Raw genomic sequence first — 24,538 nt, forward strand, 5'->3', positions numbered from 1 at the left:
CCACACGTGCCCCACCGCTAGACGCCCATTGCAGACAACGAAGCCATCTTCAGCCAAGTTCTAGGCCTCCTCGACCCCGTCAAACATTCTCCGCCCTCACCGGAGCTCACGATATTGTCATGGACAGCGCTCCGCCGTCCTAGATTTACTCGACGATCAGATCAGCCTCCATGGCACTGGACGTCCCGGATCAGATACGAGAACTGGCGCAACCTCGTCGCTCTCGCGGTTCTGATCCCCGCGTTGACCGCCGGCTAGCATCTCTACGCGTCAGTACCTTTCAGCGCTAGCGCGGCGACACCAACGCGGATAGATCCGCCATATGGGAGTTGCAAGGAAGCTCACGCAGACGGCGCATACAACATCAAGAAGGGCGATCCCGGATATAGGAAAGCTGGGATTAGACAATGACGGGCCTCGCCTGCGAGAGACGCCCGACACCCAACGATCGTCGGCCTAAACGACGTACGCGTGTGCAGTGCGGAAAATCAGTACCGGCCTTAGCGAATGCTCGGCAAGATCGACGCATGAGGTTGTGGGTGGACGATGAACGCACCGCCCCGGGCGGTTGGGCCTGGGCGAAGACTTCGGACGAGGCTCTGAACCTACTCGGTGGAATCGAGCCCGTCGAAGCGATCAGCCTGGTCCACGACCTGGGTGGCGAGGACACGACGCGGCCGGTTGTGCTGTGGCTCGCCGAACATGGCAACTGGCCACAGCGTGTGTACGTGCACACCGCGAATCCTATTGGTAGACAGTGGCTCGAAGGAATGGTGCAGCGGTACGGGCCCGGCGTAAGCCGATGGAGCAACCCCGGCGCGCCGTAGCCATCAACCGGGGTCAGACGAGTCGTGGGGCCGTAGCCGCAGAACCCGTACCTTGCTCGTTGGTGATTCTGCCACTTGTGGCGAACTAGCATCTGACGGCGCACCCTTGCCCGTCACCCCTCCACGGCACTAGAGCTTGTAGCGGAGATACGTCATGGCAAGAAAGAGGAGCACGAACGCGCCAAGTCCCAATCCGGCAAGCACGCTTTTGAGCGCCAATGAGATGCATACGACCGCGACCGCAGGAGCGACCACCCAATAGAGCCACTTCTGGGCGGTGCTTTCGCGCGGCTCCGCGAATAGGGATACGCCTCCGATCACCGCGGCCATCAAGGCGATGTAAAAGTCCGGTTCCGGGGCTCTCATCATCTGACTCCATGTGTGAACCCCATCGAGGCACCGCCACAGGGCATTTCAGCAATGCGGTTGGTGGGCAACATGATTCTGCCGACGCTCAACGGTGCGGGGTCTGTACGCCGTACTCCACGGCCGTATCGACTGCCACGAACCAAGTGAGGGAACACAGGCCGACCAAGACAGCGTGCCAGTAGCAGAGTTGTTCATTGAACCGGCCCCTGCGGGCCCCAGCCACGATCGCAAGTATCACGCTGATACCGAAGGTGATCCAGGATCCCAAGTACAGGGCCTCGGACCAGAAGACCGGGAACAACACCGCCGCCACGATCAACACAGCAGCATGCTCAACCCGAGGCCCGCCGCGAACGCCAAGACTGCGAGGACGACAGTTTTGGTGCTCAAAACATCCAACTCTCATGAGGTTTGGTGACGGCCTCCCTTGGGCCCACTCATCCGGCGATCTCCGCGGCGAGCTGGAAACCCCATGCAGCTACGTAGCCCAGTGCTATCACTGCAGCCGCAACCAAGGCATAGCGAGCCAGGAATTCACGTGCAGGCGGCGCTTTCCTGAGTCCGTCTACTGCCAGTCCAACGGCGAGTGCCACCACCAGAGGGCCGACTAAACGGCACAAGTTTGCCCAGAGACCAGCGGTATGAATCTGGTCCAAATAGTCGTCGGGATCGACGTTGGCACGACCTTGAGCCTCGATGAGCACCACCGCGACACGCCAAAACCCCAAATACATTCCAAACAAAAACGTCGCCACGACCGTGGCAAGCATGGAGAGCCTCGTCGCCAGTTTCCCTGCAGCACCACGCCGCTCAAACGAACCGGGCTGCCCAACCGGCTGACCTTCAGGAACCATACTGCCTCATTCTCCCAGCCAGTGCTGGCTCGATGATCGCCACACGGTGACCATCATTGCCTGCCACTTGAGCGCGCTGACGCAATCCCAACCGCGACGATACCGCCGCAGTACTTCCAGCCCTCGTTCTCTTTAAGGAACGCGACACGGTAGCCCTCGGCCAGCTCGCGCGCTATCTCAGGAGGGGCTGCAAGCGTGGCTAGAGCGGCGTCACCGTGCACTGACACGTCGGTGAGAGCGCCAGTTGCGGGTAGATCGGCTGCAGAGCCGCTCTTAATGGAATCGATCCCATCCAAATGCTGCCGGGCACAGGTCAACGCGTTGTACACATCGAGGTTGTGGTTCTGCACCGCCTGGGCGACCTCGCGGTAGATGTCATTGAGCTCATCGGCAAGCACCTCGTCTGGAGTCCGACCACACGCAGACAGAACACACACGCCAATCAATGTGAATACCATTGCAGTGCAAACACTCTGATGACGCAAAAACCGACAGACCATTCCAACCAGCCCTTCATCCATACGGCGAACCTAGAAAACCCAGCTCTTGGGCGCCGCGATCACGAAACCGTGAGCGACCGGCGAACCCGCGTCAGAGCTGATTTCGTGTGGCGCTTTAAGGACACAAACCAAGTCCGCTGACGCCGGCACCCCACACATGAATGACTCCGTGGCCGAAAAGTTCCAGAACACGATCTTGTGACCTCGCGGAAGCAAGACAGGCGCCGCGCCGCTGGTATCGCCGAAGAACTCTTCAGAGGTTCTGGCCACGAAATTAGCAGGGCCAGAACCTCGGTCATAGATCGAGTCCAATGTCACCGTATGCGTCCTCGCCGAAAGTCCCGCCAAGTCACCCGCGCATGCCACCTGGTGCATAACCTTGACAGTCCATTCTCTGCACAGGAGCCCAGTCTCCGTGGTGAACCATAGAGCGGGTATCGCATTAAGGTCATCAGGGCTGACAGGCAGCGGACCGCTGTCGTCGACCAACGAATCGATATCCGGAATCGGCGGTGCTGCCGCAGCATTCAATGGCGATCCGAGTTGTAGCAGCGAGAATGCAACCGCACCAACCAATCCGGTTGTGAGTGCTCTGACAACCGAGTCCACATTGCTACCCGCTCTGCCCATACGAAGCCCCCTATCTACCCGCTATCAATGTCCCCGGCACGCCATCCAACCGTCCACCATCCTCTCACATCCACCGGTTTGCTGTTCGCTTACACTGTGCTGGTGTGGATCAGACTTGCACTTGCCCCGTGGTGGATTCAGTGGTTCGCGTATTCAGCCCTGATTTTCATCGCAGCGGGCATCCCGGTGGCGGTCATCAACCGCGAAGACAAACAGGGGCAACGGCTCGGTTGGTGGATCGGTATCGCCGTGGTGGCGCTCGTGGTCGGGCTGGTGTGGGCGTTGGCCGCGCGGTCCCGGGCGCCGCAGCTGCACCAGATGCTCGACGGCCTGACACCGGCCCAATATCGGCAAGCCTCCAAAGCAGTCCTGTTCGGGCCGATACCTTCCGATCCAGCGATCCGGCGCGCCGCTGCACACTTGGCCCAGAACACGATTGAGCGTCAGCTGCGCGTGATGTCGCCAGCAGTGCGCAAGTTCTTGATCGGATCCATGGCCGTCAATGTCCTTATCCAGGTGGGTATTTCAGCCACCGGAGCGACGATCAGTTTTACAACCGTCTTCAACGCTGCCGTCTTCACGGGCACGGCCGTGTACTGGTGGCTCTATCCCCCACTACTCGAAGCACGAGCACAACTACTCGCAGGTGCTGCGCTCGCACCGAACATCGGCATCGCTGCGCCGCCGATGCTGTGGTCGTATGCCGCCCCAGACGCAGGCCGCTATCAGGGCCAGCCCGAAGGCACTTACCCCCCACCACAGGTATGACGACGCAGTCGACCGTTGGTCGAACCTCAACATGGCTTCGTCCCAGGCCTGCAACATGATTCCGAGGCCGGTCAAATAGATACCGGCGAGAGCCCCCACGAGCAGCACGATCGCTGTGAGGATCTTCCTGATCACGATGGAACCCCTTCTGCCAATGGCGATGTATTTAGTCAAAGCTGCGTAAAACCGTTTGGTTCAAGCAGCTTTGGGAAACCTTCCATCACCTCCGACGTTTCCACCGCTTCATGCCCTCGCAGGGGTTCCACGACCGGCTGCCCTTGACCTGGTCGAGGTAATAGGCGTAGTTCGCCGTTACCATCAGCACGCCACTCATGGCCAAGTTGATGGCCTGATAGACCCTGTCAGATCCGCCCAACGCATACTGCACGGCGATAACCGCTAGCGTGAGCGCCACAATGGTTAAACCCTTGCGCCACATGCCTTTAACGAAGTAGTAGATAGGGCCGAAAAAGAACGCCAGCAGATTGCCACTGAGCATCAATCGGGCACCGAACGGGAGCGCCCGATAAGCCGTTTCGGATTCAGGGCTAGAGCCCGGGTGTCCGAACTGGTCATAGAACCCAAACCGCCACTGCCAGACCGACGCCAACTCGGTGCGGTCATCAGCTTGATTCATCTCGATACCCTCGATCTAGACCACTGAGTATGCCTTCATCGCATCACTGCCTGCGCCCGTCTCGAACCAGCCGCGTTGCCGCCGCCAGCCCTAGCCTGGGTTGTGCTTCACGTAGAGCCTTGACTGCCTCGATCACCGAGTCCCGCCCGGCGACAACCTCGGATACCTGTACGTCCGTCCACTCGGCCACCACCTGCTCTTGGGCTCGTCGCTGTCGGACCTTGCGGCGCTCGCTCCACACCAGATAGAACGCCCCGAGCATGTACAAACCATGCAAGAAGGTGCCAGTCCAGTCCCGCTCAAGCATTGACGACGCACACAGGATCAGCGCCGCGACAACGAGAATCCACGGAACAACAAGGCTCAGACGATTCATCACGTCTAGAAAGCTCGGGACCCGTCGGGGTCGATCACGAACCCATTCGCAAAGTTGACCTGGCAGACAAACGACATAGGCTCGCCGCGATAGTTCGGCCACTGGCCGCCCACTGTCCAAGACGGATCACCACCCAGATACGACGACCGAACATCCGGGTCCCCACACTCGGACTCGAGACTGTCAGCGTCGGCACCCAGTTCCGAAAGCAACCCATCTAGCCCCGCTGGAATCCCCATAACAACGAACTATATCCAAGTTCAGCAACCTACCGCAGCCAGATTTTTCGGCTCCTGCGCTCGCACCTACCTCTAGCGGGGCCTAGCGCAGTTGATTCGACCGGTCCATAAATCGTGACGGCGTACTCATCACGGCTAGCAGCAATCGCCGCGGTGGCGTTACCTAAGATCATCAATTGTGATCAACATGTGGCAACCTTGCACTGTGGCGTGTACCGCGATGCTGCTGGCCGGTTGCTCCGTAGCAGTGAGTGGACGCGCTGTGACTACCAGCCCACTGCCCGAACCGCCACAGCGCCCGATCACCAAGCTGCTGCCCGATGAGGCTGAACTTTCAGCAGCGCTGGGCTCACCCATGCGAAGCAGATACGGCGGCAGACCCGGCGGGGTCGAGATACTTCCCAACGGCAAGAAAGGCGCTGCCCCCGTCGAATGCCTCGCGGTCCAGTCCCCGGCGATGGGCTACACATACAGCAGTGCCCCCGTGCGCGCGGCGATCCGACTCACATGGGCCACCAACACCGAGACCATCCACCTCCCCACACCCAATTTCCGTACCACCACCGGAATCATCGAACTGGACACTCAAGCCAGCGCACACACCTGGTACTCACAGTTCTCCACCCAATGGCGCCAATGCGAAGACAGAACCGTGACCCTGCAGGTGAACGCCAACTACACACTCACCTACGAAATCACCTCAGTCTCCGACGATGGCAACAGAATCACATCAACCGAACTGCTCTCGGGGCCGGGTACCCGCAGGCCCGGCGTCGTACAACGTGTTCTCGCCCAAGAAGGCCGGTATCTCATTGACACCGAAACCATTGACACCACCGAAGATCCCGGCAAGACGCCGCCAACCACCCACGACGCCGAGACCATCACAGATCTGATCGCCCACAAAATCAACACCCCGAACTAGGTCCCAGCCCACCATCAGAAGCCAGTCAGCTACCCTCGTACTTGATCGCGAACAGGTGAAATGCGAACGGGGGTTACGGGTGCAAGTCAACAATCCTGATGCTTGGCCGCCACACGCCGACGCATATCCCTGGGGCGCTCCACCACCACCACCTCCGCGTTGGCCCACGCCCCCTCCCGCCGCACCACACCGGCCGACACCGCGCTACTGGTATGGCATCGGCGCGGCCCTGATAGCGGTCGGGCTGATCGGCGGCCTCGGCATATTCGTCGGCGGACTCATATCGGCAATGAAGGGCCCCACAAGCCAGTTCGACGCAAACGGCTCTGCCACTGCACAATTCACTTCAGGCGAACAGATGATCATCTACGTCGCCGATGTCGAACCCGTACCGAAGCTGACTCTGAACACCCGCTGCGTGGCCCGCGACGAGAACAACAACGACGCCACCGTCAGCCGCTACGACGGCTCCATGAGCATCAACCAATGGCATGCCCTTTACGTGGTGCGCGCCCACCAGAACGGCAACTACACCGTCAGCTGCGCCGGATACTCCGACATCACCTACGGGCTCGGACCACGAGCCGGAACCGGAGCCATCACGGCGGCCCTCTTGGGGCCCATCGGCGGCATCACACTCGTGGGAGCCGGAGTCATCGTGATCGCCGTCACCGCATCCCGGCGACGCAAAACACCACCGCAGTACCCGTACGGCAATCCGTACCCGTACCCACCTGCGCCGCAGTAGCCGACCACAGTGGGCAAGCACTCCGAGGACGGCACACGGCGCCCGTTCCTATCGAAGAACCCTTACTCGGACTGGCGCCTGGTGATCGCAGTCCCTATGTGCACGCTTTTCCTAGCGATCGCACCGGTCATATATCTGCATCCAGCGACCTGCGATCACAAACCCATGAGCCAATGGGACCGCTGCCACCACTACGGAAGAACCAAAGAGCAACTGCTCACAGGCTCCCCAGACCATGCGCCCAGTTTCGGATACGACGTACATGGCCAGATCGTCCACAACCGGATCCTCGCTGTGGCGGCAACAGTTTTGGGCGCAACTGGATGGGCAATCGCTATCGCCTGGGCCCGACGTGAATACATCCGACGCAAGGCCCGGACCCACGCGGGCTAGCGGACGATAGCCGTTCTCACTGTTCAAGCAGCGGCCGAATTCGGCCTTCTCAACGCAGGAATTCGTAGGATTGCCGTGCGAGTCGGAACCCGCGGCCCGTGGTGGTGTCGACACAGGTGATGCCGTCGACTCGGCTCGAGCATTGGAATGGGCCCACCTTCGTGTCGTCGCCATACTTCAGCACGAACAAGTTCTCGCCACCCGCCCAGTCCGAGATGCAGTGGAACGCAGGGTCCTCACCAATAGTCATCGTCACACTTCGCCCCCACACGCCATGACAATCTGCAGACGGCCTAGGCGGCGGGGTGAACGTCGCTTCCTTGAGGTCGCACCGCACAGAAGGTTTCGGCCATTCATTGACGATGATGCAGAAAGTGTTGCCCGACGGCGTGGTGAAATGCCTGACGCCATAAGTATCGGCCAGCGCTGGCGGTACGCGAACCCCAAAGCACCCCAACACTATTGTCATGACTACGAAGAAGCTAAAGACGCGCGACAGCGGCGGCAGAAGTGCCCAACGCTGGGGCCTGGTCGCCACCAGATGGAGCGAGACCTCCTGGACCCGGAAGGCCGCGAGAACCGCATCAACGATTCTGTGCAGTAATGAAACTCGCATAGTTGTGCTAATCCGATCCATTTGAGGCAGGTACCTACTTTTTCGCGTAATAGTCGCCCAACGCGGCACACAGATGCTGTTCGGCGGTATCCAGATCGATCCCATGAGCCTTTAGCCGCTCATCACCAGCTGCCAACGTCTTGGGTGGGCGACCCTCACGACCCAACGCGCATTTGGTGTTGCCGATCACTATCCACGGACGAGTAATCCACGGGTCATCGAAACTTGCCACCGCGACCTCAAGGGCAGCGGCCTCCACCAACCGATCACCGACAAACTCGTAGAGTGACACCACACCAGAAGCAGCACTCGAATGCGCATACTGAGCAACAAACCCGTCCGTGGTCTGCCAGAAGTTTAAGAACCCAAACGTCTCCCCGGCACGTACGAACTGGGCCGAATCCCCCGTTGCTCGCCAGATTGCCAAGTTCTCGCCACCGGTGCCGCCGCAGCCGGTGATGGCCAATAGCTCGTCGCGGCCATCACCATCAAGGTCGCGCAAGAAGAACCCATTGCCGCAAGCCCTAGACGCTGGTTCGGTAATCACCTGCTGCTCTTGCCCGCCCGACGACATCACATGAACGTCGACCTCATACGCCATCGGATAGCCAAAACGTTGTGCCCCCGTGTTCTTCTTGATCGTCCGGCCTTGGAACAACAGCCCCACATGGTCGCTGGATATCAACTGGCAATCCTTCTGGTCGCCCTCATCCCAAGTGCTGATCCGATCACATGACGGCAATGGATCAGCCCCCTCGGGCGGCGCATCTGTGTGACATCCACCGACAGTCGCCGCTGCGATCACCGCAGCTGCCCGAACACCCCGCCAGCGGCGCTGGCAGCTGGACCCATCAGCCATGGCGACGATCATACGACCAAAGTTGTTTGCTGCTAGCTGACCGCCCATGTCTTATGCCACGACCACGGCCGATGCACACGGTAAAATGGAACCAGTCTCCCAGACCCTCCATCAGGACGACCTCACGTGTCTCGTTTGTTTGATGCCTTCCGACCCCGGTGGTCTAGCCGACTTGCCGCGCGTCAGTGCCCCGCATCCTGATCGCACCGGAATCTGTAATAGTTTACGGCAGAACAGAAATCAACACGTCCATAGGAGCATCCTGACGGTTCTCATCCTTCCGATGCACCCAGCCGACGCATGAGATCGTGAACGTCGAATTCAGGAGCGCGCCGAGTAAACGAGAATGTGCCCTGCGTGCCCGAATCGACGTGAGTCGAAGGCGTTTTCGCCCCCGCGCCGAGCAGTAGTGGCAACGCTTGCTCGCCTACGGACCCCGCCAACGCGCAGCCTTCCGCAGCACAGGCCGCGAAGTCGATGCCTGACAAGTCCGCCGCTCGGTGAAGAAGCGACGCGACCAGTGAGCATTCGCGCCAGTCGATACCGCTTTGCAGGACGATACTCACCGCGAACGCTGAAGTTATAAGCGTTCGACGCGCCTTACTGCGAACGATATGGTTAGCAGCAACTTCCGCCCATGACAACAAACTCCAAGCGTCGTCTTCACCCATTTCCGTCGCGGCGGTAACCCAGTCCTGGGGATGCTCCTCCAGTGAGCGCTCGATACGCACGAACCAATCCCCCTCCGGTAGAGACGAACCCACCGGAGGGATTCCCTTGAGAACTACAAAGACGCTCATGCCGGAGGAACCAAGTAGTCGCCGACTTTGGTACAACCAGCTTTCGTGAGCATGTCGAGTCCGCACGTGGCTGTCATCGCTGTATCCGGAACAGGACTAGGGGCCTCATTGGGAGACTCTCAAGGAGGTGAGGAGCTTGGCGGCGAGAAGCCGGATTTCACCCCATCGAGCATCCAACTGCAGCCCCTCATACGACCACTGGCCGACATCCGGGGCCTCTGTCATCGCGATCAGAAGGCGATCCACGTCGAGCGCATACACACCCTGCTGATCAGTTAACGAAAGACGTTCTGGCACATGCAAAGATTCGAACTCAAGCGCCAGTTCATCAGTTCCCACGCCAAGCTCTTGTAGGTAACTGATCTGAATTTCCGGCGAAGCTGCCATTCGCGCAACAAGCGCCACGAAACTGTTACGCCAGTTGTCGATGCCTGATGTCATCGGCTTACCCAACCGCGGCCATCAGCGTCGGGCGCTAGGACACAGAGTGTGAAGGGTAATTCTGACATTGCCTTAGCCCGTTCGGCCAGACCAGATCTCGGCCAGTACCGATTTGGGTGTGCGCCTGCCGCCACGCCATTGCGCGACGGCTTCTTGTGGCCACACGTAGGAAGGAAAGAACAGCGTCGACAGATCCGGGCCGATCAATACTGACCCCGCGCCTCTGGCCTCGCTTGAGACCACAATAATCCCATCTTCCATATCATTAGCCCGAACAGCTACTGCTTCGAGGGTCCCATTGAGGATCCCCGCGGCCACACTGAGTTTCTCGTCACGCGTTGCCAGGTGGGAGTGGCGCTCTACCGTTTCCGAGGGTGACTGCCAAAGCAAAGCGAACTCTTCGACCGGTGTACGTTGACCACTGCGCCAGTATTCGAGCGCATCGTTGGCGTCATTGAACGGCGGTACAAACATGGTTGAAAGATCGGGAGCGACCACCACGGCACCAACTTTCGGCAATGGACTTTCGATCAAGATCAAGCCAGACTCAAGATCTTGAGCGGTCTGCTCCGCCGCATCGACGCCAATGTTCATGCACTGAGCACCGACCGCGATCTGCTGCTCTCTACTCACCCTAATCACCCTTTGCCTGTCAAGACGCCCATATCCCAGTGCGTGACCGGGGCCCCTGGCGCATCCATGTTAGGCGGCCAACCAAATATTTTCCCCACCTGACCATCTATCGCCCAAACGTTCTGGCCATCGTAGTACGCGTTAAACCAGTGCCCTGCAACCCCGTTGGCGCGATCTACCCCAACGATCGTGTGTGCTCCCGGCCCCTGCTTAATAAGGTTCTGTGCAATCTGATCCGGGCTCATCGACACCTGTTTGAACCCCGTCGCCGCCTCCATCTCGGAAATCGAGAGTGTGCCTAGGCCAGCCGTCGCATCAGGCGCGTGGCCTGACAAACGGTGTTCAATCGCGAGCGCACAGTTGCCGCAATTCACCGCACGCCCTGGCGTCGATATTCCGGGACTATTGATCTGCTTCAACCAACCACCGATTTCCTCGACGCTCGCCACACCAGGTCTTGCTGCCCGTACCGCCGCGCCTTCGCCACCAAAAGGAAGAGTGGCTATGACTGGAGCTGCTTGCCCTGCCTCAACTCCGAAACCGTATGCAAGGCTGGGCGCATCCTTGATCTGCTCGACGCTGTGAACAGTCGAACCCACAGGGCCGTCCGCGAGTCTCCCAAGTAGACCTCGCCACGCATCCGGCATCGCATCGACACCCTTCTCGCCCTGGCCTCCAAGGTCGCGTATCCCTTCGAATAAGCCATCCCAGCCCTCCTTGAACCCATCAGCAAATCCAGGTGCTGGCTGCCTAGTCGCCGGTGTCTGCCCCCAAGAAACAACCGGCTTTTGCTTCGACAAAAGCTCAGCCATCTTGTTGATCTGGGCATCAACGGTTTCGGGCGGCAGCTTCTGCTCCAATAGGTACTGGCGTGCGTGGTCCAAAAGCGCTTTGCCCTCAGCACTGCTGGGGTCCAGCGGCATCGAAACGCTCGGCGATGTCGATGGTGTCGGCGGCTTCCAGGTGTCCCGAACGCCAGGCAACATGGCCATACTGCCTGCAGCAGGGTTCGGCGTGGACGGCGTTGGTGTGCTGGCGGCCTGCGCCGTGTTCAGGGCCTGCAGCGGTGCCGGGAGTGCGGAAGCCTCTAGCGGCGAGAGTGGCTTAGAGGTCGAGGTCTGGTTGGCGGTCTTCGGTGTCGACGGGTTAGACGGTTGAGGTGGCTGCTGGGGCGCACGCGTAGTCGTGCTGTCGAGCCCCTGCACACCCGACGATGGCTGGGGTAGGGGCGGTGGCGTGGGTTTGGGGACATCCACGGCTGTGGCGGTCCCCGAGAGCGCATCAGTGGCACCTGAGGTGTCGGGCATGCCGGAGGCGCCGAGGCTGGAGACGGAGTTGACGACACCGGATACCTGGGAGACGCCGCCAGCGACTTGGCCCGTCAGGTCCGCGACTTGGCCACCAGCCTGAGTGAGCTGCTGAACCTGCTCGGCTTGCGGTTTGAGTTGCGGGTTTACATCGGCGGCTAGCTGCGCCCCCTGACCGGCGTTATTGATCCACGTCGAAGCGATCGAGGCACCCGAACTCACGGCGTCAGCGGTATCGCTGATGCCACCGGAGAAGCCCTGCACGACCTCAACGGCGTCCATCGGATTGACCGCACCGGATTGCGCACTAGAAGCAATCGAGGCACCCGCCTGTGCTGCGGACCCGAAGTTCTGCGCCGCAGATCCTGCAGACTGACCCAGATTCACACTGTCGGAGACGGTGTTGGCGATATCGCCGGGCAGGGACTGGCCCAGCTGTGCACCGTCTTGTGCCAGCGCTTGGGTGTCCGGTCCCTGCTGCTGGCTTTGTTCAGGCTGCTGCTGGTCGTCTTGTTTACGGCGCCGTGTCGACGCTGCACCGAGTAGTAGGGCGCTGGTGTCGTTGTCTCCGGATTGCTTATCGCGATCCTGCTGATCGTCTTTTTTCTTGTCCTTGGACGGAGCTTTGGGGAGCTTCTGGTTGCCGTTCTGCTTCTGCTGCCCCTGCTGCTGCAACTGCTTGGTCAGGTCATCAATACGTTGCCGGTCCTGACCGGATTGCTGCTGTTGATCCTGTAGCTGGCGGCTCAACTCATCGAGGCGCTGCTGATCAGACTGCTGCGGCTGCTGGTTGGGCTCCTGCCCGGTGTTGTTCTGCGGCGGCTGGTTTTGGGGCTGCTGGCCGCTGTTTTGTGACGGCGGCTGCTGGGGCTGCTGGGCACCCTGGTTACCGCTTTGCGCGCCTTGGTTGGCTTGCCCGCCTTGCGATCCCGCATTGGAGCCTGGGTTCGATTGTGCGCCTTGGGATCCTGGGTTGAAATCTGGATTCGGTCTGCCCGGTCCTTGCGTGTACGGGGTCGCGTTCTGATAATCCGGGATCTGGGTGCCGTGTGCGGGCTGATCCCACCCCTGTTGAGGACCCTGCTGTGCATTGGAGCCGCTAGTGCCATTGTTACTGACCGAGGGTACTTGAGTGTTGTAGATGGATACCGAGCCGTTTTGGTCCATCGGCGCACGGTTGTTACCGCCTTGGTAGTCGGGCATCTGCTGCCCACCCTGGCTCGGCGGCTGGAACATTTGTCCGCCCCCAGGAGGACCGTCCAACCCGCCACCGCCGCCGCAGTCCGGTGGGCACGCCGCGTGAGCCTGGGGGACCGTGGCTGGGGTAAACCATCCCAACCCCAGACCGCTTGCCGAGAACATCAGCACCGCTGCCACGCCCGCGACCGCGCCAGCTTTCTGGGAAGCGTCGGTGGCCCATTTATAGAGCCCCACAAGACCTTTCCACCAGCCCAGGTTGGACCCGATCGCCCACAGCAGCACGGCAGCGATGGCAGCGATGGCGGGAAGTACGTTGGCACCGGCGATGGTTGGTGCGAGTTTCGGAGTCAACCAGGCGGCCATGACCACCAGCCCGCCGCCCCCGACGATCAGGGCCGTCAGCAGCGCCGGATGCGACGGCGCGCTGTCGTCGCGGTGGTCTGCGCGGCCACGTTCGGTCACTAGACCCGCCTCGGTCAGGGCCACTTTGGCTAAGCCGACCAGATATCGGCCGCCGGTGAACAGCGCTGCACCGGCCAACACCGCCACGAGCATCTGACCGACGCCGAGCAGTAGCGTCCACTGGTGCTCGGCGGAGACCTGCTGCCACCAGATGACATATCCGCCGCGGAACGTCCACCACATGCCCAACGCCCCGGCGATCACAGCACCGGCGGCCACGACAGCGCGCCCGAACGCGGTCAACTGGGCCTTCGCCGCGTCGAACACCGCCGCGGTCACCGGCCCCGCACCCCACACCGCCAGTTTGATTCCGCCGCCCAGGCACGAAAGCCACAACAGCAACGGCCCTGACCATTTCACCAGCTCGCCGATACCGTCCCCGGCCCGATACAGGTTGTGCAGCCCAGCCACCCCGACGACCAGCAGCACTGCCCCGGCAGCGAAGGCCATTAGCCGACGTGCGGAGTCATCGGCCCCGTGGCGGACGGGTTCAAGATCACGTGCGGGCAACTCCTGCGTCACCGCAGCCGATCGCGTCAAATCGCGGCAATCGGTCACCGCTGTCAGCTGTTCAGTTGATCGCCCGTTCCCCGACACATCGCCTCCGTCACACACCGCAAAGCCTTCAGGGACGTGACACTACGCCCACCCGCAGACCCATGTCCACACAAGCAGCAAACATTCAGCTATATGGGAATGCCTGATCATCGATCAGTTGGTGTTGGCTATCGCTGCGCGATACATGGACCGACCTGGTAATCGCGGCAACTCAACTTGCGCCGGATACGCTGCGGGCTCTGGCACACGCCTATCGTCTCAACGTCAGCCCGGTTTCGACCGTCGCCGCCAAACCAACCGCCGCCGGAGTTCTCTAAATTTTGTGAGTGAAAAATTGTGAAGCGGATGAGGGCGTCGCCGGCTGTCCAGTATCTCGTTAGCGATCACGATTGTTGGCCCTCCGCTGGGCCATCAAGCGTCATCCGTTGAAATACCGTTGGCTATCGCTTGCCAAAGCCATGTCGGGAGCGTGTCGCGCCAGTGGCTCAGCTACCTGGTCGCCGTGACCACAAGAGCTCCGTCGACCGTACAGCTATTCTCAATCCGGCGAGCAATGAGACTAGGGGGGGAACTGTCGTGGCAGATATCTGCTCGGCGACCGATGAGGCGGCGGTGACGATGGCGCCTTCGTGGCGCAAACTCATCTTGCCGCGGCGCGGCGGCCCGCCGATTCCGATACGTCCCGTCGACGAGGATGCCGTCGCCCGGATACGGAAAACGACCTTCGAGACCAGGCGCGCCGATATCGAGGCGATGCTCGCGTACCACCGGACGTTTCCGGAGACTGCCGAGGCGGGGCGGCGCTACCTCGCTGGGCAGCCAGATCCGCTCGGCGCTGCCGCGGCGGCACGCCTGAACCTGTTAGATGGCATCAAGCCTGCCGACTACGCGGACCTGTGGATCTGTGAGCACGGTCTTGCCTTCGCTTTATGGACGGCGGTCCAGCTGGCCGATGGGCCTCCTTTGTTCAGCATGTGGAGTTCCGCCGATGCGCCCGTCCCCGACTTATGGAGCCACGTCCGGGTCGAATGTTTTGATGTGGCGCTGCGGCTTCGCGGGCGACTAACCCTGGTGGGCTCCACGGAATACCAGCAGGCGGTGCACGCGATCTCCCCGGCCCGCGTCTCGGACAAGACGAAATGCATTGCGGCGTTTATGTTCCCGACGGAGACTCAGTGGGTTTCAGAGGCCTGTAAGGAGCCGATCGGGCTTGTCGAGAACCGCTCTCGCCTGGAGCTGCTGACCAGTGTCTCCTCGATCGACATGGTCTGCGAGCTGCTTTTCCACGACACCGGCTGGGACTCCTACTACCAGGACTACCGGCGCATCCTGCCCACGCTGGTGGACCGGTTCGGGGTGGCCCTGGTGCCCGTCCTGGACCGCATTCTCGACGGGTACTTATCGAAGGGGCGCGCCGCGGTGGTCTCCGAAGCACTGGCCTGCCTGCCCGGTGAGGCGGCCTTTGCCGCATTGCTGCGGCATGCGGACAAGCCTGGGGTGCGACAGTCGGTGGAGCTCGCGATGACCCGCTTCCCGACGCGCGCCGCGGACCAGCTGGCCAAGCGGCACGACCCGGCATCGGCCGAGCTGCTCGCCATGCATCTGGCGCTACGCCCGCACCTGACGGCACACCTGCCGCAGGGCTCTGCTCCCGTGCCCGACGCCGCGCCCACCGTCGGCGCCGCAGACTTGCCCGAGCTGCTGGTCTCCCCGCCTTGGACCACGAAACAGCCGAAGGCCAAACCCATCGTGCTCAGTGAGCTACCCGCCCCTCCAGATGCCGAATTGTCGTGGACCCCAAATGAATTGGAGAAGTTGAGGAATTTTCCCGAACATGAGCCGCGGTTGGGCGCGCGGACCTGGGGTGATCTGGAGGCCGACGGCGAGCGCGGCAAGCTGTCCGGCTTCGATTTCCAGTCGATTCTGCTCAGCGGTCCGCCTGAGCTGGCCCGCAAGCTCATCGAGGGCCATTGGTTGCCACTTTGGTGTTTCTCGGCTGGCTATTGGTTTCCAGCAGCCCTGCACCGGCACGGACCGGCACTCGGCCCTGTGGCCATCCAGATGTCCGCTAAGGAACCGGAGGCCGCATCGGCGGTCTTGGGGCCGATCATTACTCGCGAGGTGGCCGAGACCCAAGCTCTCTGGCTCGCCGGAAAACGCCGACTCCTGTCCATCGCCGCGCGGACCTACTTCCGTAGGCACGGAGCCGCCGTAGCCCCGATGTTGGTACCGGCGGCGTTGGGTCCACTGGGCGCCCTTCGCGAGAGCACCCACCTAGCACTGCGGTACCTGGCCCGCACCGACAGCCCCGCGGCGGTCATCGAGTCGAGCCGTCACTATGGCGATGCCGCCGCCAACGCCATCGGCGAGATCGTCGGGCTCGATCCCCTACTGGTGTTTCCGAAACGGATACCCTCCGTACCGGATTGGGCTGCAGGGGCGCTGCTGACGCCCGTTACGCTCACCGACAGAACATCTCTGCCGACCGAGAGCGTGAACGTCATCGTCGTCATGCTGATGATGTCGAGCCTCGATAATCCTTACGCCGGGCTCATCGCCATCGCCGAGAGCTGCGATACCGCGGCACTGCGCAGACTGACTTGGTCGCTGTACGAGGCGTGGGACCGCATTGGTGCACCCACCCGGCACTCGTGGGCGCTCGACGCCCTAGCCTGGTTTGCCGACGACGAGACGGTCGATCGGCTCAACGACATCATCCGGCGCTGGCCGGGAATGGGACGTAGCGCCAGAGTCCCCCACGGGCTGGACGTGCTGGCCAACATCGGATCCGACCACGCTCTGCTCACCATCTATCGCATCTCTCAGCGCGAGCGCTCAAAACCATTGAAAGACAAGGCAAACTCTAAGATACAAGAGATTGCGTTGAGCCGGTCACTGTCTGCCGAACAGATGGCAGACCGTCTGGTACCCGACCTTGGCCTCAGCGACGCCTCAGCCCTGGCACTGGACTACGGCAGCCGGGTATTCACAGCCCGATTCGACGAACGGCTGCAGCCTGTGGTGACCAACGAATCAGGTTCGGTGTTGAAGGCCCTACCCAAACCGGGTAAGGGCGATGACGCCGTCCGCGCCGAAGACTCTTACCGGCGTTTCTCCGCACTGCGCCGACAGGTGCGCACCGTGGCGAAGGAACAACTGCGCAGGCTCGAAGACGCCATGATTCACGAACGACGTTGGAGCGTTGAGGAATTCGAATCACTGTTCGTGTCGCATCCGCTGTTGATCCATGTCGTCAGGCGCCTGCTGTGGGCTGCCTTTTCACCAACCGGGCAGCTGAGCTTGTTCCGGGTGGCCGAGGACCGGACCCTTGCCGACGACAATGACTCCCTGATATCCCTCACGCCGTCCCACACCGTGGGCATCGCGCATCCACTCCACGCCCCTGAGCACATGATCACCTGGGGCAGGATATTCACCGATTACGAACTGCTGCAGCCCTTCCCACAGATCAACCGGCCGGTGATCAACGCTACCGAGCAGGATCTACGGGAGCAGGAACTCTCCAGATTCGCGCAGGTCACGGCAAAGACGTTCTCGCTCACCGCGCTCAGCAGCCGGGGATGGGAGATCGGCCAGATGTTCGACGGTCCATTCCGCCGCCAGATCTCGCGGTCTGCGCCCGGCGGCCGCATCGTCGACATCTGGCTCGACCCAGGCATTCCTGCAGACCCGCGGGAGATCGAAACCCAAGAAATATCGGTGCGACTAGACCGAGGCACGTTCGCCGAAACAGGCCTGGTGTTCGCTTCGGAAATCATCACCGACGTGACGGGAGCAACTGCACAATGACCCCATTTTCATTGCCAGACAAGTGGCTCAACCGGGTGATCCCGTGGCGCGGGTGGGACCGGCCGCAGGCCCTCAAACCGATCGAGAGGGTCAGCGCGCGAGATTGCTTTGAAGCCCAATCGGTGGAGATCGACAAGGAGCTGGCCCGGTCGTCCACCACCGATCAGGTCCGCGACAGTATCAGCGAATGTGATTGGGATATACCCGATCTCAAGCTCGCACTACCGGCATTGCTCGGGTTTTCCGGGTCGGTCGGCCTGCTCGCCTGGACCTTGGACACCTACGGAACCACCCCGGCGATTCAGGCCTGGGCGCAGTCCACGCATTTCGGTTCCTGGTACCGGGGGCTGACGTACCAGCCGGACCCCGCGGTGTCCTGGCGAACCGCGCAGCCTGAGTTGCTGCGGCAGACCCTCGCCACACTGCCCGAATCGGAATACCGCCTCGCGGTCACCGAGCTTCGCGATCCTGCGATTCATCCCGTGCACGCGGCCTATATCGCCCCCACCGAACCGGACCTGATCGACGCCGCGCTATCCCTAACACCAATAGACCATCTGAGCTTCAACCTGCTGCTGTGCACCGTGAAGACACAATCGCAAGTACATGAGCTCGTGGTAAACACGCCTACCATCTACACCCGACTGAGCAGCATGCCCAGCTTCGCGACTGCTGCCGTGCGCGCCGGCACCGCGGTAACCGAGGCGATCGCAGCCGCCTTCAAAAACGAGGCGGACACCGACGGGCGTGTCGAGCTAATGGACCTCCTCGCCCACTGCCCGACACCCGAAGCATTCCGGCAGCTTCTCGGATACGCTGGCGCCCGAGGCGGCTACGGCGCCATCCGATCCGCTCTCGAGCGCCACCCGAGTGTAGGTCTACCTGCACTGGCTCACTCAGGAACCGAAGCCGCGGCAGTCGAGCTGCAGGCCTACGTGCTCACCCAGCCCGAGCAGATAGCCACGGCGTCGCCCGCGCTGGACGATGCGACCAGGGCAACCATCGAGAAGATCACGGCAATGCAAGATGCCCTGCCCGAATCCGACTCGCCACCAACGATTCTCCTGAATCCACCGTGGATCGGCCGGAAGAAGTCCGCCAAACCGCCGGTATTCGAGCTGCAAGCTGAGCTGGCCGTAGCCTTTCATTGGCCGCCGGGAGAACGCGAGCGTCTTTTGGCCAGGCAGCCCACCTTCCGGTTCACACCGCAGTACATGCCGTCCTGGCAGCGCCTCGCCGAAGGCGGTTACTCGGATTGGCAGATGGAAGGGGCACTGGTCGAGCTTTCTGGCGATGATGCGTTGGCGTTGGTGCGTCACTGGGCACCAACTGCCCGTTACTGGGATGCGGGATGGCTGCCCTATGCGCTGGCGCGCTTCGGCGTGGATGCCTACCCCGCCGCCGTACGTGCGCTCGACAAGAGCGCGGTGGCGGCCGCCTACACGCTGATTCCGGTGCGCAGTCACGAGGTGGCGCCCCGGATGGCCGAATTCCTGCTGCGCCGCGGCAAACTCCGCACCGTTGCCCTGGATTGGCTTCGCTGTCACGGGCTGGACGCCGTGGCGTATCTGGTACCTGCTGCGCTGGGCAAGGCGGGAGCCCGTCGCCGGGGTGCCGAGGCGGCATTGCGCCGTCTGGCGGCGGATCACTCGCGGGTGGAGATCGTCGACCGTGCGCGCAGCTATGGCGAGGAGCCCGCCGCCGCCATCGCGGTGCTGCTGGACACGGAACCACTCACCATCTTGCCTGCCAGGATCCCCGCGCTTCCCCCTTGGCTTGCACCGCAGCTACTTCCGCAGGTCAGGCTGTCCGGACGGCAATCGGCGTTGCCGCGGGAGCTGGTTCCGGCCCTGATCACCATGTGTCAGCTCGGCGATGCCGGCGCGCCCTACCCAGGGTTGGAAACCGTGGCCGTACTGTGCGATCCGGGATCGCTGGCGCAGTGGGCGTGGGCACTCTTCCAGCAGTACCGCCGGATGGACTATTCCAGCAAGGATGTGTGGGTTCTGCGCCTGCAGGGTTGGCTGGGCGATGACGACACGGTGCGTTCCCTCTCACCACTGATCCAGGCCTGGCCGGGAGAAAGCGCACACCAGCGCGCGGTTGCTGGCCTGGACGTCCTCTCCGACATCGGGACCGATGTCGCGCTCATGCACCTCTACCGCATTTCGCAGAAGGTACCGTTCAAGGCCCTGCGGGCCAAGGCCGCCGACAAGATCGAGCAGATCGCCGACGAACTGGAGCTGACCCCCGAGCAACTGGGCGACCGGCTCGTCCCGGATTTCGGTTTGTCCCCGCAAGGTACGGTCACGCTCGACTTCGGGCCCCGACAGTTCATCGTCGGATTCGACGAGAGCCTCAAGCCCTACCTCACCGACGCCGACGACAAGCCGCGCAAGGCTCTGCCCAAGCCCGCGGCCACCGACGACCCGGACCTAGCGGCCGCAGCCACCAAACAGTTCTCGGCCCTGAAGAAGGACGTGCGGGGCGCGGCCTCCGATCAGATCGCCCGGCTGCAGCGCGCCATGCGGTATCAGCGCCGCTTCGGCGCCGCGGACTTCCGCGCCTACTTCGTGTCCCATCCCCTGGTCGGCGTGCTGGTACGTCGGCTGGTCTGGGGTACCTACGAGACCGCAGAGCCCAATTCGCCACTGCTGCAGAGCTTCCGGGTCGCCGAGGACAACTCCTTCGCCGACGCCCAAGACAATCCGTTCGAATTGGACGAAAACGCTGTCGTCGGCGTGGCTCATCCCGCCCAGCTGTCCGCCGAGCTGCTGGCCGCCTGGTCCGAGTTGTTCGCGGACTACGAACTGCTGCAACCATTTCCGCAACTGAGCCGTCCGGTATACCGACTCACCGACTCCGAGAAGTTCACCAACGTCCTATCCCGGTTCGACAAACTGACGGTGCCGTCGCGCGTGCTGCTCGGCCTAGCCAAGCAGGGCTGGAACCGTGACACCCCCGCCGATGCGGGGGTGCAGAACAGCGTCATCCAGACCCTGCCCTCGGGTGCCGAGGTGAGCATCGACCTCGATCCGGGGATTCCGGTGGGCGAACCCGACATGCTGGGAGACCAGACCATCCAGCGGGTCTGGCTGTCGTCCGGGACTTACGGTGATATCGACCCCGTACTCATCTCCGAAATCCTGGCGGACCTGACGGAACTAGAGCGGCACCGATCATGACTGACGCGAGAGGACCACTGTGACAAGTGATCTGCAGAGGCCACCGGCCGAGATCCGGTACGCCGAGGAACTGCGGCGGCTGCGCGACAACGACCCCGACGACCGGCCGCCCGGCTGGGCGCTGAGCATGCGAACGGCCAGAGCCTTCATTCTCGGCGACCGCAAGCTCGGTATCGAGCGCAAATTCGTCGGCGATCCCTCCCTGATCGATCGAGCGCTGGTCACCCTGGCCACCAACCGCGGTCTCATGTTGGTGGGCGATCCGGGAACCGCGAAATCCTGGCTGTCCGAACTGATCGCAGCCGCCGTCAGCGGCGAGTCCACCTTGGTCATCCAGGGTGGCGCCGCCACCACCGAGGATCAGATCAAGTACTCGTGGAACTACGCGATGCTACTGGCACAGGGGCCCAGCCCGGATTCGGTGGTACCGGCTCCTCTGCTATCGGCCATGCGCACCGGCACGGTGGTGCGCTTCGAGGAAATCACGCGCTGTCCCTTGGAAGTTCAGGACAGCCTGCTCTCGGTACTCTCCGAGCGCGTGTTGGCGATACCGGAACTGCACGGCGCCGACGGGCTGGTTTTCGCACGGGCCGGCTTCAACGTGATCGCCACCGCGAACACCCGGGACCGTGGCGTCAACGAAATGAGTGCCGCGCTCAAGCGACGCTTCAACTTCGAGACGGTGTTTCCGATCAGGGATATGGAGACCGAGCTGGCCCTGGTCACCACCGAGTCTGCCCGGATGCTCGTGGAGTCCGGCGTCACGATCGCTCAGAGACCCGACGTGCTAGAGGTCCTGGTGACGATATTCCGCGAATTGCGAACGGGCCGAACCGCTGACGGCACCCCCATCGAATCGCTCAGCTCCGTGATGAGCACCGCCGAGGCCGTGTCGGTGGCGCACGCCGTCGGTATCCGAGGCTGGTTCCTGCGCCGCGAAGCCGGGTCTGCCGCCGATATCGTGGAGGCCATCTCCGGCACCGCTGTCAAGGACAACTCCGACGACCTCACCAAGGTGCGCACCTACATCGACCACCACGCCGCACGGCGAAACGGAAAGGCCTGGAAGGACTTCTATCAGGCCCGACACCTACTGAGCGCCGATTGACCGTCCACTTCATCGGGGTTCGCCACCACAGCCCGGCATGTGCCCGGCTGGTGCGCGACGTGATCCACAACGTCTCTCCGGCTTACGTTCTCGTCGAAGGCAGCGCCGACTTCAACGATCGAATCGACGAGTTGCTGCTGGGACACAGATTGCCGATCGCCCTGTTCAGCTTCATCACCGGCCCCGACGTCCACCGGATGATCTGGGCACCGTTTTGCGACTACTCCCCGGAATGGGTGGCGCTGACCACGGCCAAGGCCGTCGGCGCCGAGTTCCGGTTCATCGACCTGCCGGCCTGGCATCACGCCTTCGAGGAAAGAACCAACCGCTACTCCGATGCCGATGCCCGGCATATTGCCGTCACCTCCCGGCTGTGTGCGGAGTTCGGGATGGACAACAACGACGTGCTGTGGGATCACCTCGTCGAGGTGCCCGGGGCCGAGCACCACACCCTGGCCCGGTACTTCGACACCCTGCGTGGGGATGCGCGGGGTGGGGACTCAGATGCGGCCCGCGAGGAGTACATGGCCCAGTGGATTTGCGCCGCAAAACACTTCGCTCGTGGACGCCCCATCGTGGTGGTGACCGGAGGGTTTCACCGACCGGCGCTCGTCTCACTCACCGCCGGACGCGATGATCTGACGCAATGGCCCGCGGTGCCCCCGCCCCCGGACGGCCACCGCGTCGGCAACTACCTCATCCCCTACTCCTACCGGCGCCTCGACGCGTTCTCCGGCTATCAGTCGGGTATGCCCTCGCCGGGCTACTACCACCAGGTATGGCACAACGGTGCCGAGGCTGCTGGTCAGCGGCTCATCGCGGATGTCGCGGGCCGGCTGCGCGAACGTCACGTGCCGGTCTCCACTGCGGATCTGATTGCGGCCCAATCTCTCTCCGAGGGCCTGGCCCGGCTGCGCGGACATCCTGTGCGCGCCCGCGCCGATATTCTCGACGGGTTGGCGGCCGCCCTGATCACCGAGGACTTGCCGGTTCCGTTGCCGTGGGCCGCCCGTGGTGTGCTGCAGACCGGAACCCATCCCGCCGTCCTGGAAATGCTCGCGGCCCTCACCGGCACCGCTCACGGTGAGCTTCATCCCGACACCCCGCTGCCGCCGCTGGTGCCCGATGTCGAGCGACTGCTCGCCGAACACGATCTGACGCCGCCTCGTCAAGTCCGGCTCACCCTGACCGTCGGGGCTGACCTTGACCGTAGCCGCATCCTGAATCGTCTTCGGGTGCTGAGTATCCCGGGGTTTGAGCGCATCTCGGGGCCCACCGCCGGCACGGACCCGGCGACCACGGAACGCTGGGAATTGCAGGTGCGGGATACCCAACTTCCCAAACTTCTGGAGGCCAGTGCCCACGGCGCTACCCTCGGCGCTGCCGCGGCACATGTATTGCGCGAATCGGTGGCCGATGGCGGCACGACACCGGCCACGCTCGGCCCGGCACTGTTCAACGCCGTGCTCTGCGGCAGCGACGAGGTGCTCGGCGAGCTCGTGCCCCCCGCTTCCCAGGCCATCGCCGACAGCTACGACCTGGGCGGGCTCGGTACCTTCCTGTCCGCGCTGCTGGCCTTGTGGCGCCACGACTGGATCTACCAGGTCCGCCAGCACGACCGGCTTCCGCCGCTGATCGCGGCCTCGGTACGCAGGATCGAATGGCTGGCCGAGTCGGCCCGCGCGCGCACACGCGACGCCGATCGCAGCGAAGTCGCCGCCCTCGCGGCCGTCTGCGATGCACTGACGCACGCCGGTGAGGCGGCCGCCCTCGACAGACCTGCCTTCCTGGGCACCATGGAACGCATCGGCCAAGACCCACAGGCCCCATCCGATCTGCGCGGTGCGGCCCTGGGCGCCCGCTGGCGACTAGACGACGAGGCTGCCGTCGATCCGGTGGACATGGTGCGAGCCCTGAGCATGCCCGAGACCCTCGGGGACTTACTCGTCGGCGTGTTCGGTCTTGCGCGAGAACAGGTTCTACACACTCAGGACGGCTCGGGATTCGACGTGATCTCCGCCCTCGACCACATCGTCGAGGATATGACCGAACGCGATTTCCTGGCGGCGCTGCCCGCCGTGCGCCAGGCCTTCGAGTACTTTCCGCCGCGCGAGCGCACCCGCATCGCCGACCGGATACTGGTGGCGCGTGGCCGGGCGGCCGCAGGACGGGCATTCGTACGCACCGAGTCCGATCCGGCGCTGCCGGCCTATGCCGCGAGGATCGAGGAGCGCGTCGACAGTCTGCTGTCGGAAGCGGGGCTGAACCCGTGAACCAGCAGGAAAACCCGAAC

General features: G+C 62.6%; 20 protein-coding genes and 3 pseudogenes. 10 read left to right on the plus strand and 13 right to left on the minus strand.

All coding sequences use genetic code 11. From position 1 onward, the window contains the following. Window positions 1-309 precede the first annotated feature (309 nt). A complete protein-coding gene (locus tag AOT83_RS28465; RefSeq protein ID WP_324610512.1) occupies window positions 310-411 on the plus strand; it encodes an excalibur calcium-binding domain-containing protein in 102 nt (33 codons plus the stop codon). A gap of 116 nt (window positions 412-527) precedes the next feature. Further along, on the plus strand, window positions 528-827 hold the full coding sequence (locus AOT83_RS22140; RefSeq protein ID WP_057964240.1) for a cyclic-phosphate processing receiver domain-containing protein: 300 nt from the start codon (window positions 528-530) through the stop codon (window positions 825-827). Window positions 828-956: 129 nt separating this feature from the next. On the opposite strand, the gene AOT83_RS22145 is transcribed toward AOT83_RS22140, so the two are convergent. The 4 genes from AOT83_RS22145 to AOT83_RS22160 form a co-directional block, all read right to left on the minus strand. Then, window positions 957-1,196 (minus strand): hypothetical protein, encoded by a 240-nt coding sequence (locus AOT83_RS22145; RefSeq protein ID WP_057964241.1) that lies wholly within the window; start codon window positions 1,194-1,196, stop codon window positions 957-959. Window positions 1,197-1,281: 85 nt separating this feature from the next. Then, window positions 1,282-1,518 (minus strand): hypothetical protein, encoded by a 237-nt coding sequence (locus AOT83_RS22150; RefSeq protein WP_234797702.1) that lies wholly within the window; start codon window positions 1,516-1,518, stop codon window positions 1,282-1,284. 115 nt (window positions 1,519-1,633) lie between these two features. Further along, complete coding sequence (locus AOT83_RS22155) at window positions 1,634-2,050, minus strand: hypothetical protein (protein WP_057964242.1); 417 nt, start codon at window positions 2,048-2,050, stop codon at window positions 1,634-1,636. 53 nt (window positions 2,051-2,103) lie between these two features. Next, window positions 2,104-2,571 carry a hypothetical protein gene (locus tag AOT83_RS22160; RefSeq protein WP_234797701.1) on the minus strand — a complete coding sequence of 156 codons (468 nt, stop codon included), beginning with the start codon at window positions 2,569-2,571 and terminating at the stop codon, window positions 2,104-2,106. Between the two features lie 711 nt (window positions 2,572-3,282). Between AOT83_RS22160 and AOT83_RS22170 the strand changes: the two genes are divergently transcribed. Further along, window positions 3,283-3,948, plus strand: coding sequence for a hypothetical protein (locus AOT83_RS22170; RefSeq protein ID WP_234797700.1), 666 nt, complete (start codon window positions 3,283-3,285; stop codon window positions 3,946-3,948). A 220-nt stretch (window positions 3,949-4,168) separates the two neighbouring features. Here the strand turns inward: AOT83_RS22170 and AOT83_RS22175 are convergent, their stop codons facing one another. From AOT83_RS22175 to AOT83_RS22185, 3 genes and pseudogenes are all read right to left on the minus strand, one after another. After that, window positions 4,169-4,585 carry a DUF2628 domain-containing protein gene (locus tag AOT83_RS22175; RefSeq protein WP_057964245.1) on the minus strand — a complete coding sequence of 139 codons (417 nt, stop codon included), beginning with the start codon at window positions 4,583-4,585 and terminating at the stop codon, window positions 4,169-4,171. A 43-nt stretch (window positions 4,586-4,628) separates the two neighbouring features. Continuing rightward, window positions 4,629-4,964 carry a hypothetical protein gene (locus AOT83_RS22180; protein ID WP_057964246.1) on the minus strand — a complete coding sequence of 112 codons (336 nt, stop codon included), beginning with the start codon at window positions 4,962-4,964 and terminating at the stop codon, window positions 4,629-4,631. Between the two features lie 44 nt (window positions 4,965-5,008). Next, a pseudogene (locus AOT83_RS22185) lies at window positions 5,009-5,200 on the minus strand (DUF1963 domain-containing protein); the annotation flags it as partial. A 262-nt stretch (window positions 5,201-5,462) separates the two neighbouring features. On the opposite strand from AOT83_RS22185, the gene AOT83_RS22190 reads away from it, so the two are divergent. Both AOT83_RS22190 and AOT83_RS22195 read left to right on the plus strand, forming a co-directional pair. Beyond that, window positions 5,463-6,125 (plus strand): sensor domain-containing protein, encoded by a 663-nt coding sequence (locus tag AOT83_RS22190; protein ID WP_234797699.1) that lies wholly within the window; start codon window positions 5,463-5,465, stop codon window positions 6,123-6,125. A 217-nt stretch (window positions 6,126-6,342) separates the two neighbouring features. Continuing rightward, window positions 6,343-6,873: a hypothetical protein gene (locus tag AOT83_RS22195; protein WP_057964317.1), complete on the plus strand. Its 531-nt coding sequence runs from the start codon at window positions 6,343-6,345 to the stop codon at window positions 6,871-6,873. A 442-nt stretch (window positions 6,874-7,315) separates the two neighbouring features. Here the strand turns inward: AOT83_RS22195 and AOT83_RS28470 are convergent, their stop codons facing one another. The 6 genes from AOT83_RS28470 to AOT83_RS28045 form a co-directional block, all read right to left on the minus strand. Beyond that, window positions 7,316-7,987, minus strand: coding sequence for a DUF6636 domain-containing protein (locus AOT83_RS28470; RefSeq protein ID WP_346424263.1), 672 nt, complete (start codon window positions 7,985-7,987; stop codon window positions 7,316-7,318). After that, a complete protein-coding gene (locus tag AOT83_RS22205; RefSeq protein ID WP_131726932.1) occupies window positions 7,917-8,789 on the minus strand; it encodes a hypothetical protein in 873 nt (290 codons plus the stop codon). The genes AOT83_RS28470 and AOT83_RS22205 overlap by 71 nt, the downstream gene beginning before the upstream one ends. Window positions 8,790-9,013: 224 nt before the next feature. Beyond that, window positions 9,014-9,541 (minus strand): hypothetical protein, encoded by a 528-nt coding sequence (locus AOT83_RS22210; RefSeq protein ID WP_057964249.1) that lies wholly within the window; start codon window positions 9,539-9,541, stop codon window positions 9,014-9,016. A 105-nt stretch (window positions 9,542-9,646) separates the two neighbouring features. Next, complete coding sequence (locus AOT83_RS22215; RefSeq protein WP_057964250.1) at window positions 9,647-9,982, minus strand: hypothetical protein; 336 nt, start codon at window positions 9,980-9,982, stop codon at window positions 9,647-9,649. 72 nt (window positions 9,983-10,054) lie between these two features. Then, window positions 10,055-10,615 carry a hypothetical protein gene (locus AOT83_RS22220; protein ID WP_057964251.1) on the minus strand — a complete coding sequence of 187 codons (561 nt, stop codon included), beginning with the start codon at window positions 10,613-10,615 and terminating at the stop codon, window positions 10,055-10,057. 5 nt (window positions 10,616-10,620) lie between these two features. Continuing rightward, on the minus strand, window positions 10,621-14,034 hold the full coding sequence (locus AOT83_RS28045) for a toxin glutamine deamidase domain-containing protein (RefSeq protein WP_234797708.1): 3,414 nt from the start codon (window positions 14,032-14,034) through the stop codon (window positions 10,621-10,623). A gap of 3,018 nt (window positions 14,035-17,052) precedes the next feature. Here AOT83_RS28045 and AOT83_RS28475 point away from each other — a divergent pair. The 5 genes and pseudogenes from AOT83_RS28475 to AOT83_RS22245 form a co-directional block, all read left to right on the plus strand. Beyond that, a pseudogene (locus tag AOT83_RS28475) lies at window positions 17,053-17,715 on the plus strand (DUF4132 domain-containing protein); the annotation flags it as partial. A 12-nt stretch (window positions 17,716-17,727) separates the two neighbouring features. Next, a pseudogene (locus AOT83_RS28480) lies at window positions 17,728-17,952 on the plus strand (hypothetical protein); the annotation flags it as partial. Then, entirely contained in the window at window positions 17,949-21,137 is a 3,189-nt protein-coding gene (locus AOT83_RS22235; protein ID WP_057964253.1) for a DUF4132 domain-containing protein, read from the plus strand. The pseudogene AOT83_RS28480 and the gene AOT83_RS22235, both read left to right, overlap by 4 nt. A 19-nt stretch (window positions 21,138-21,156) precedes the next feature. After that, window positions 21,157-22,245, plus strand: coding sequence for an AAA family ATPase (locus tag AOT83_RS22240; RefSeq protein WP_057964254.1), 1,089 nt, complete (start codon window positions 21,157-21,159; stop codon window positions 22,243-22,245). Next, window positions 22,242-24,518: a DUF5682 family protein gene (locus AOT83_RS22245; RefSeq protein ID WP_057964255.1), complete on the plus strand. Its 2,277-nt coding sequence runs from the start codon at window positions 22,242-22,244 to the stop codon at window positions 24,516-24,518. The genes AOT83_RS22240 and AOT83_RS22245 overlap by 4 nt, the downstream gene beginning before the upstream one ends. The last annotated feature ends 20 nt before the right edge of the window (window positions 24,519-24,538 follow it).

Source organism: Mycobacteroides sp. H001 (assembly GCF_001440005.1).
GTDB classification, from domain to species: domain Bacteria; phylum Actinomycetota; class Actinomycetes; order Mycobacteriales; family Mycobacteriaceae; genus Mycobacterium; species Mycobacterium gwanakae.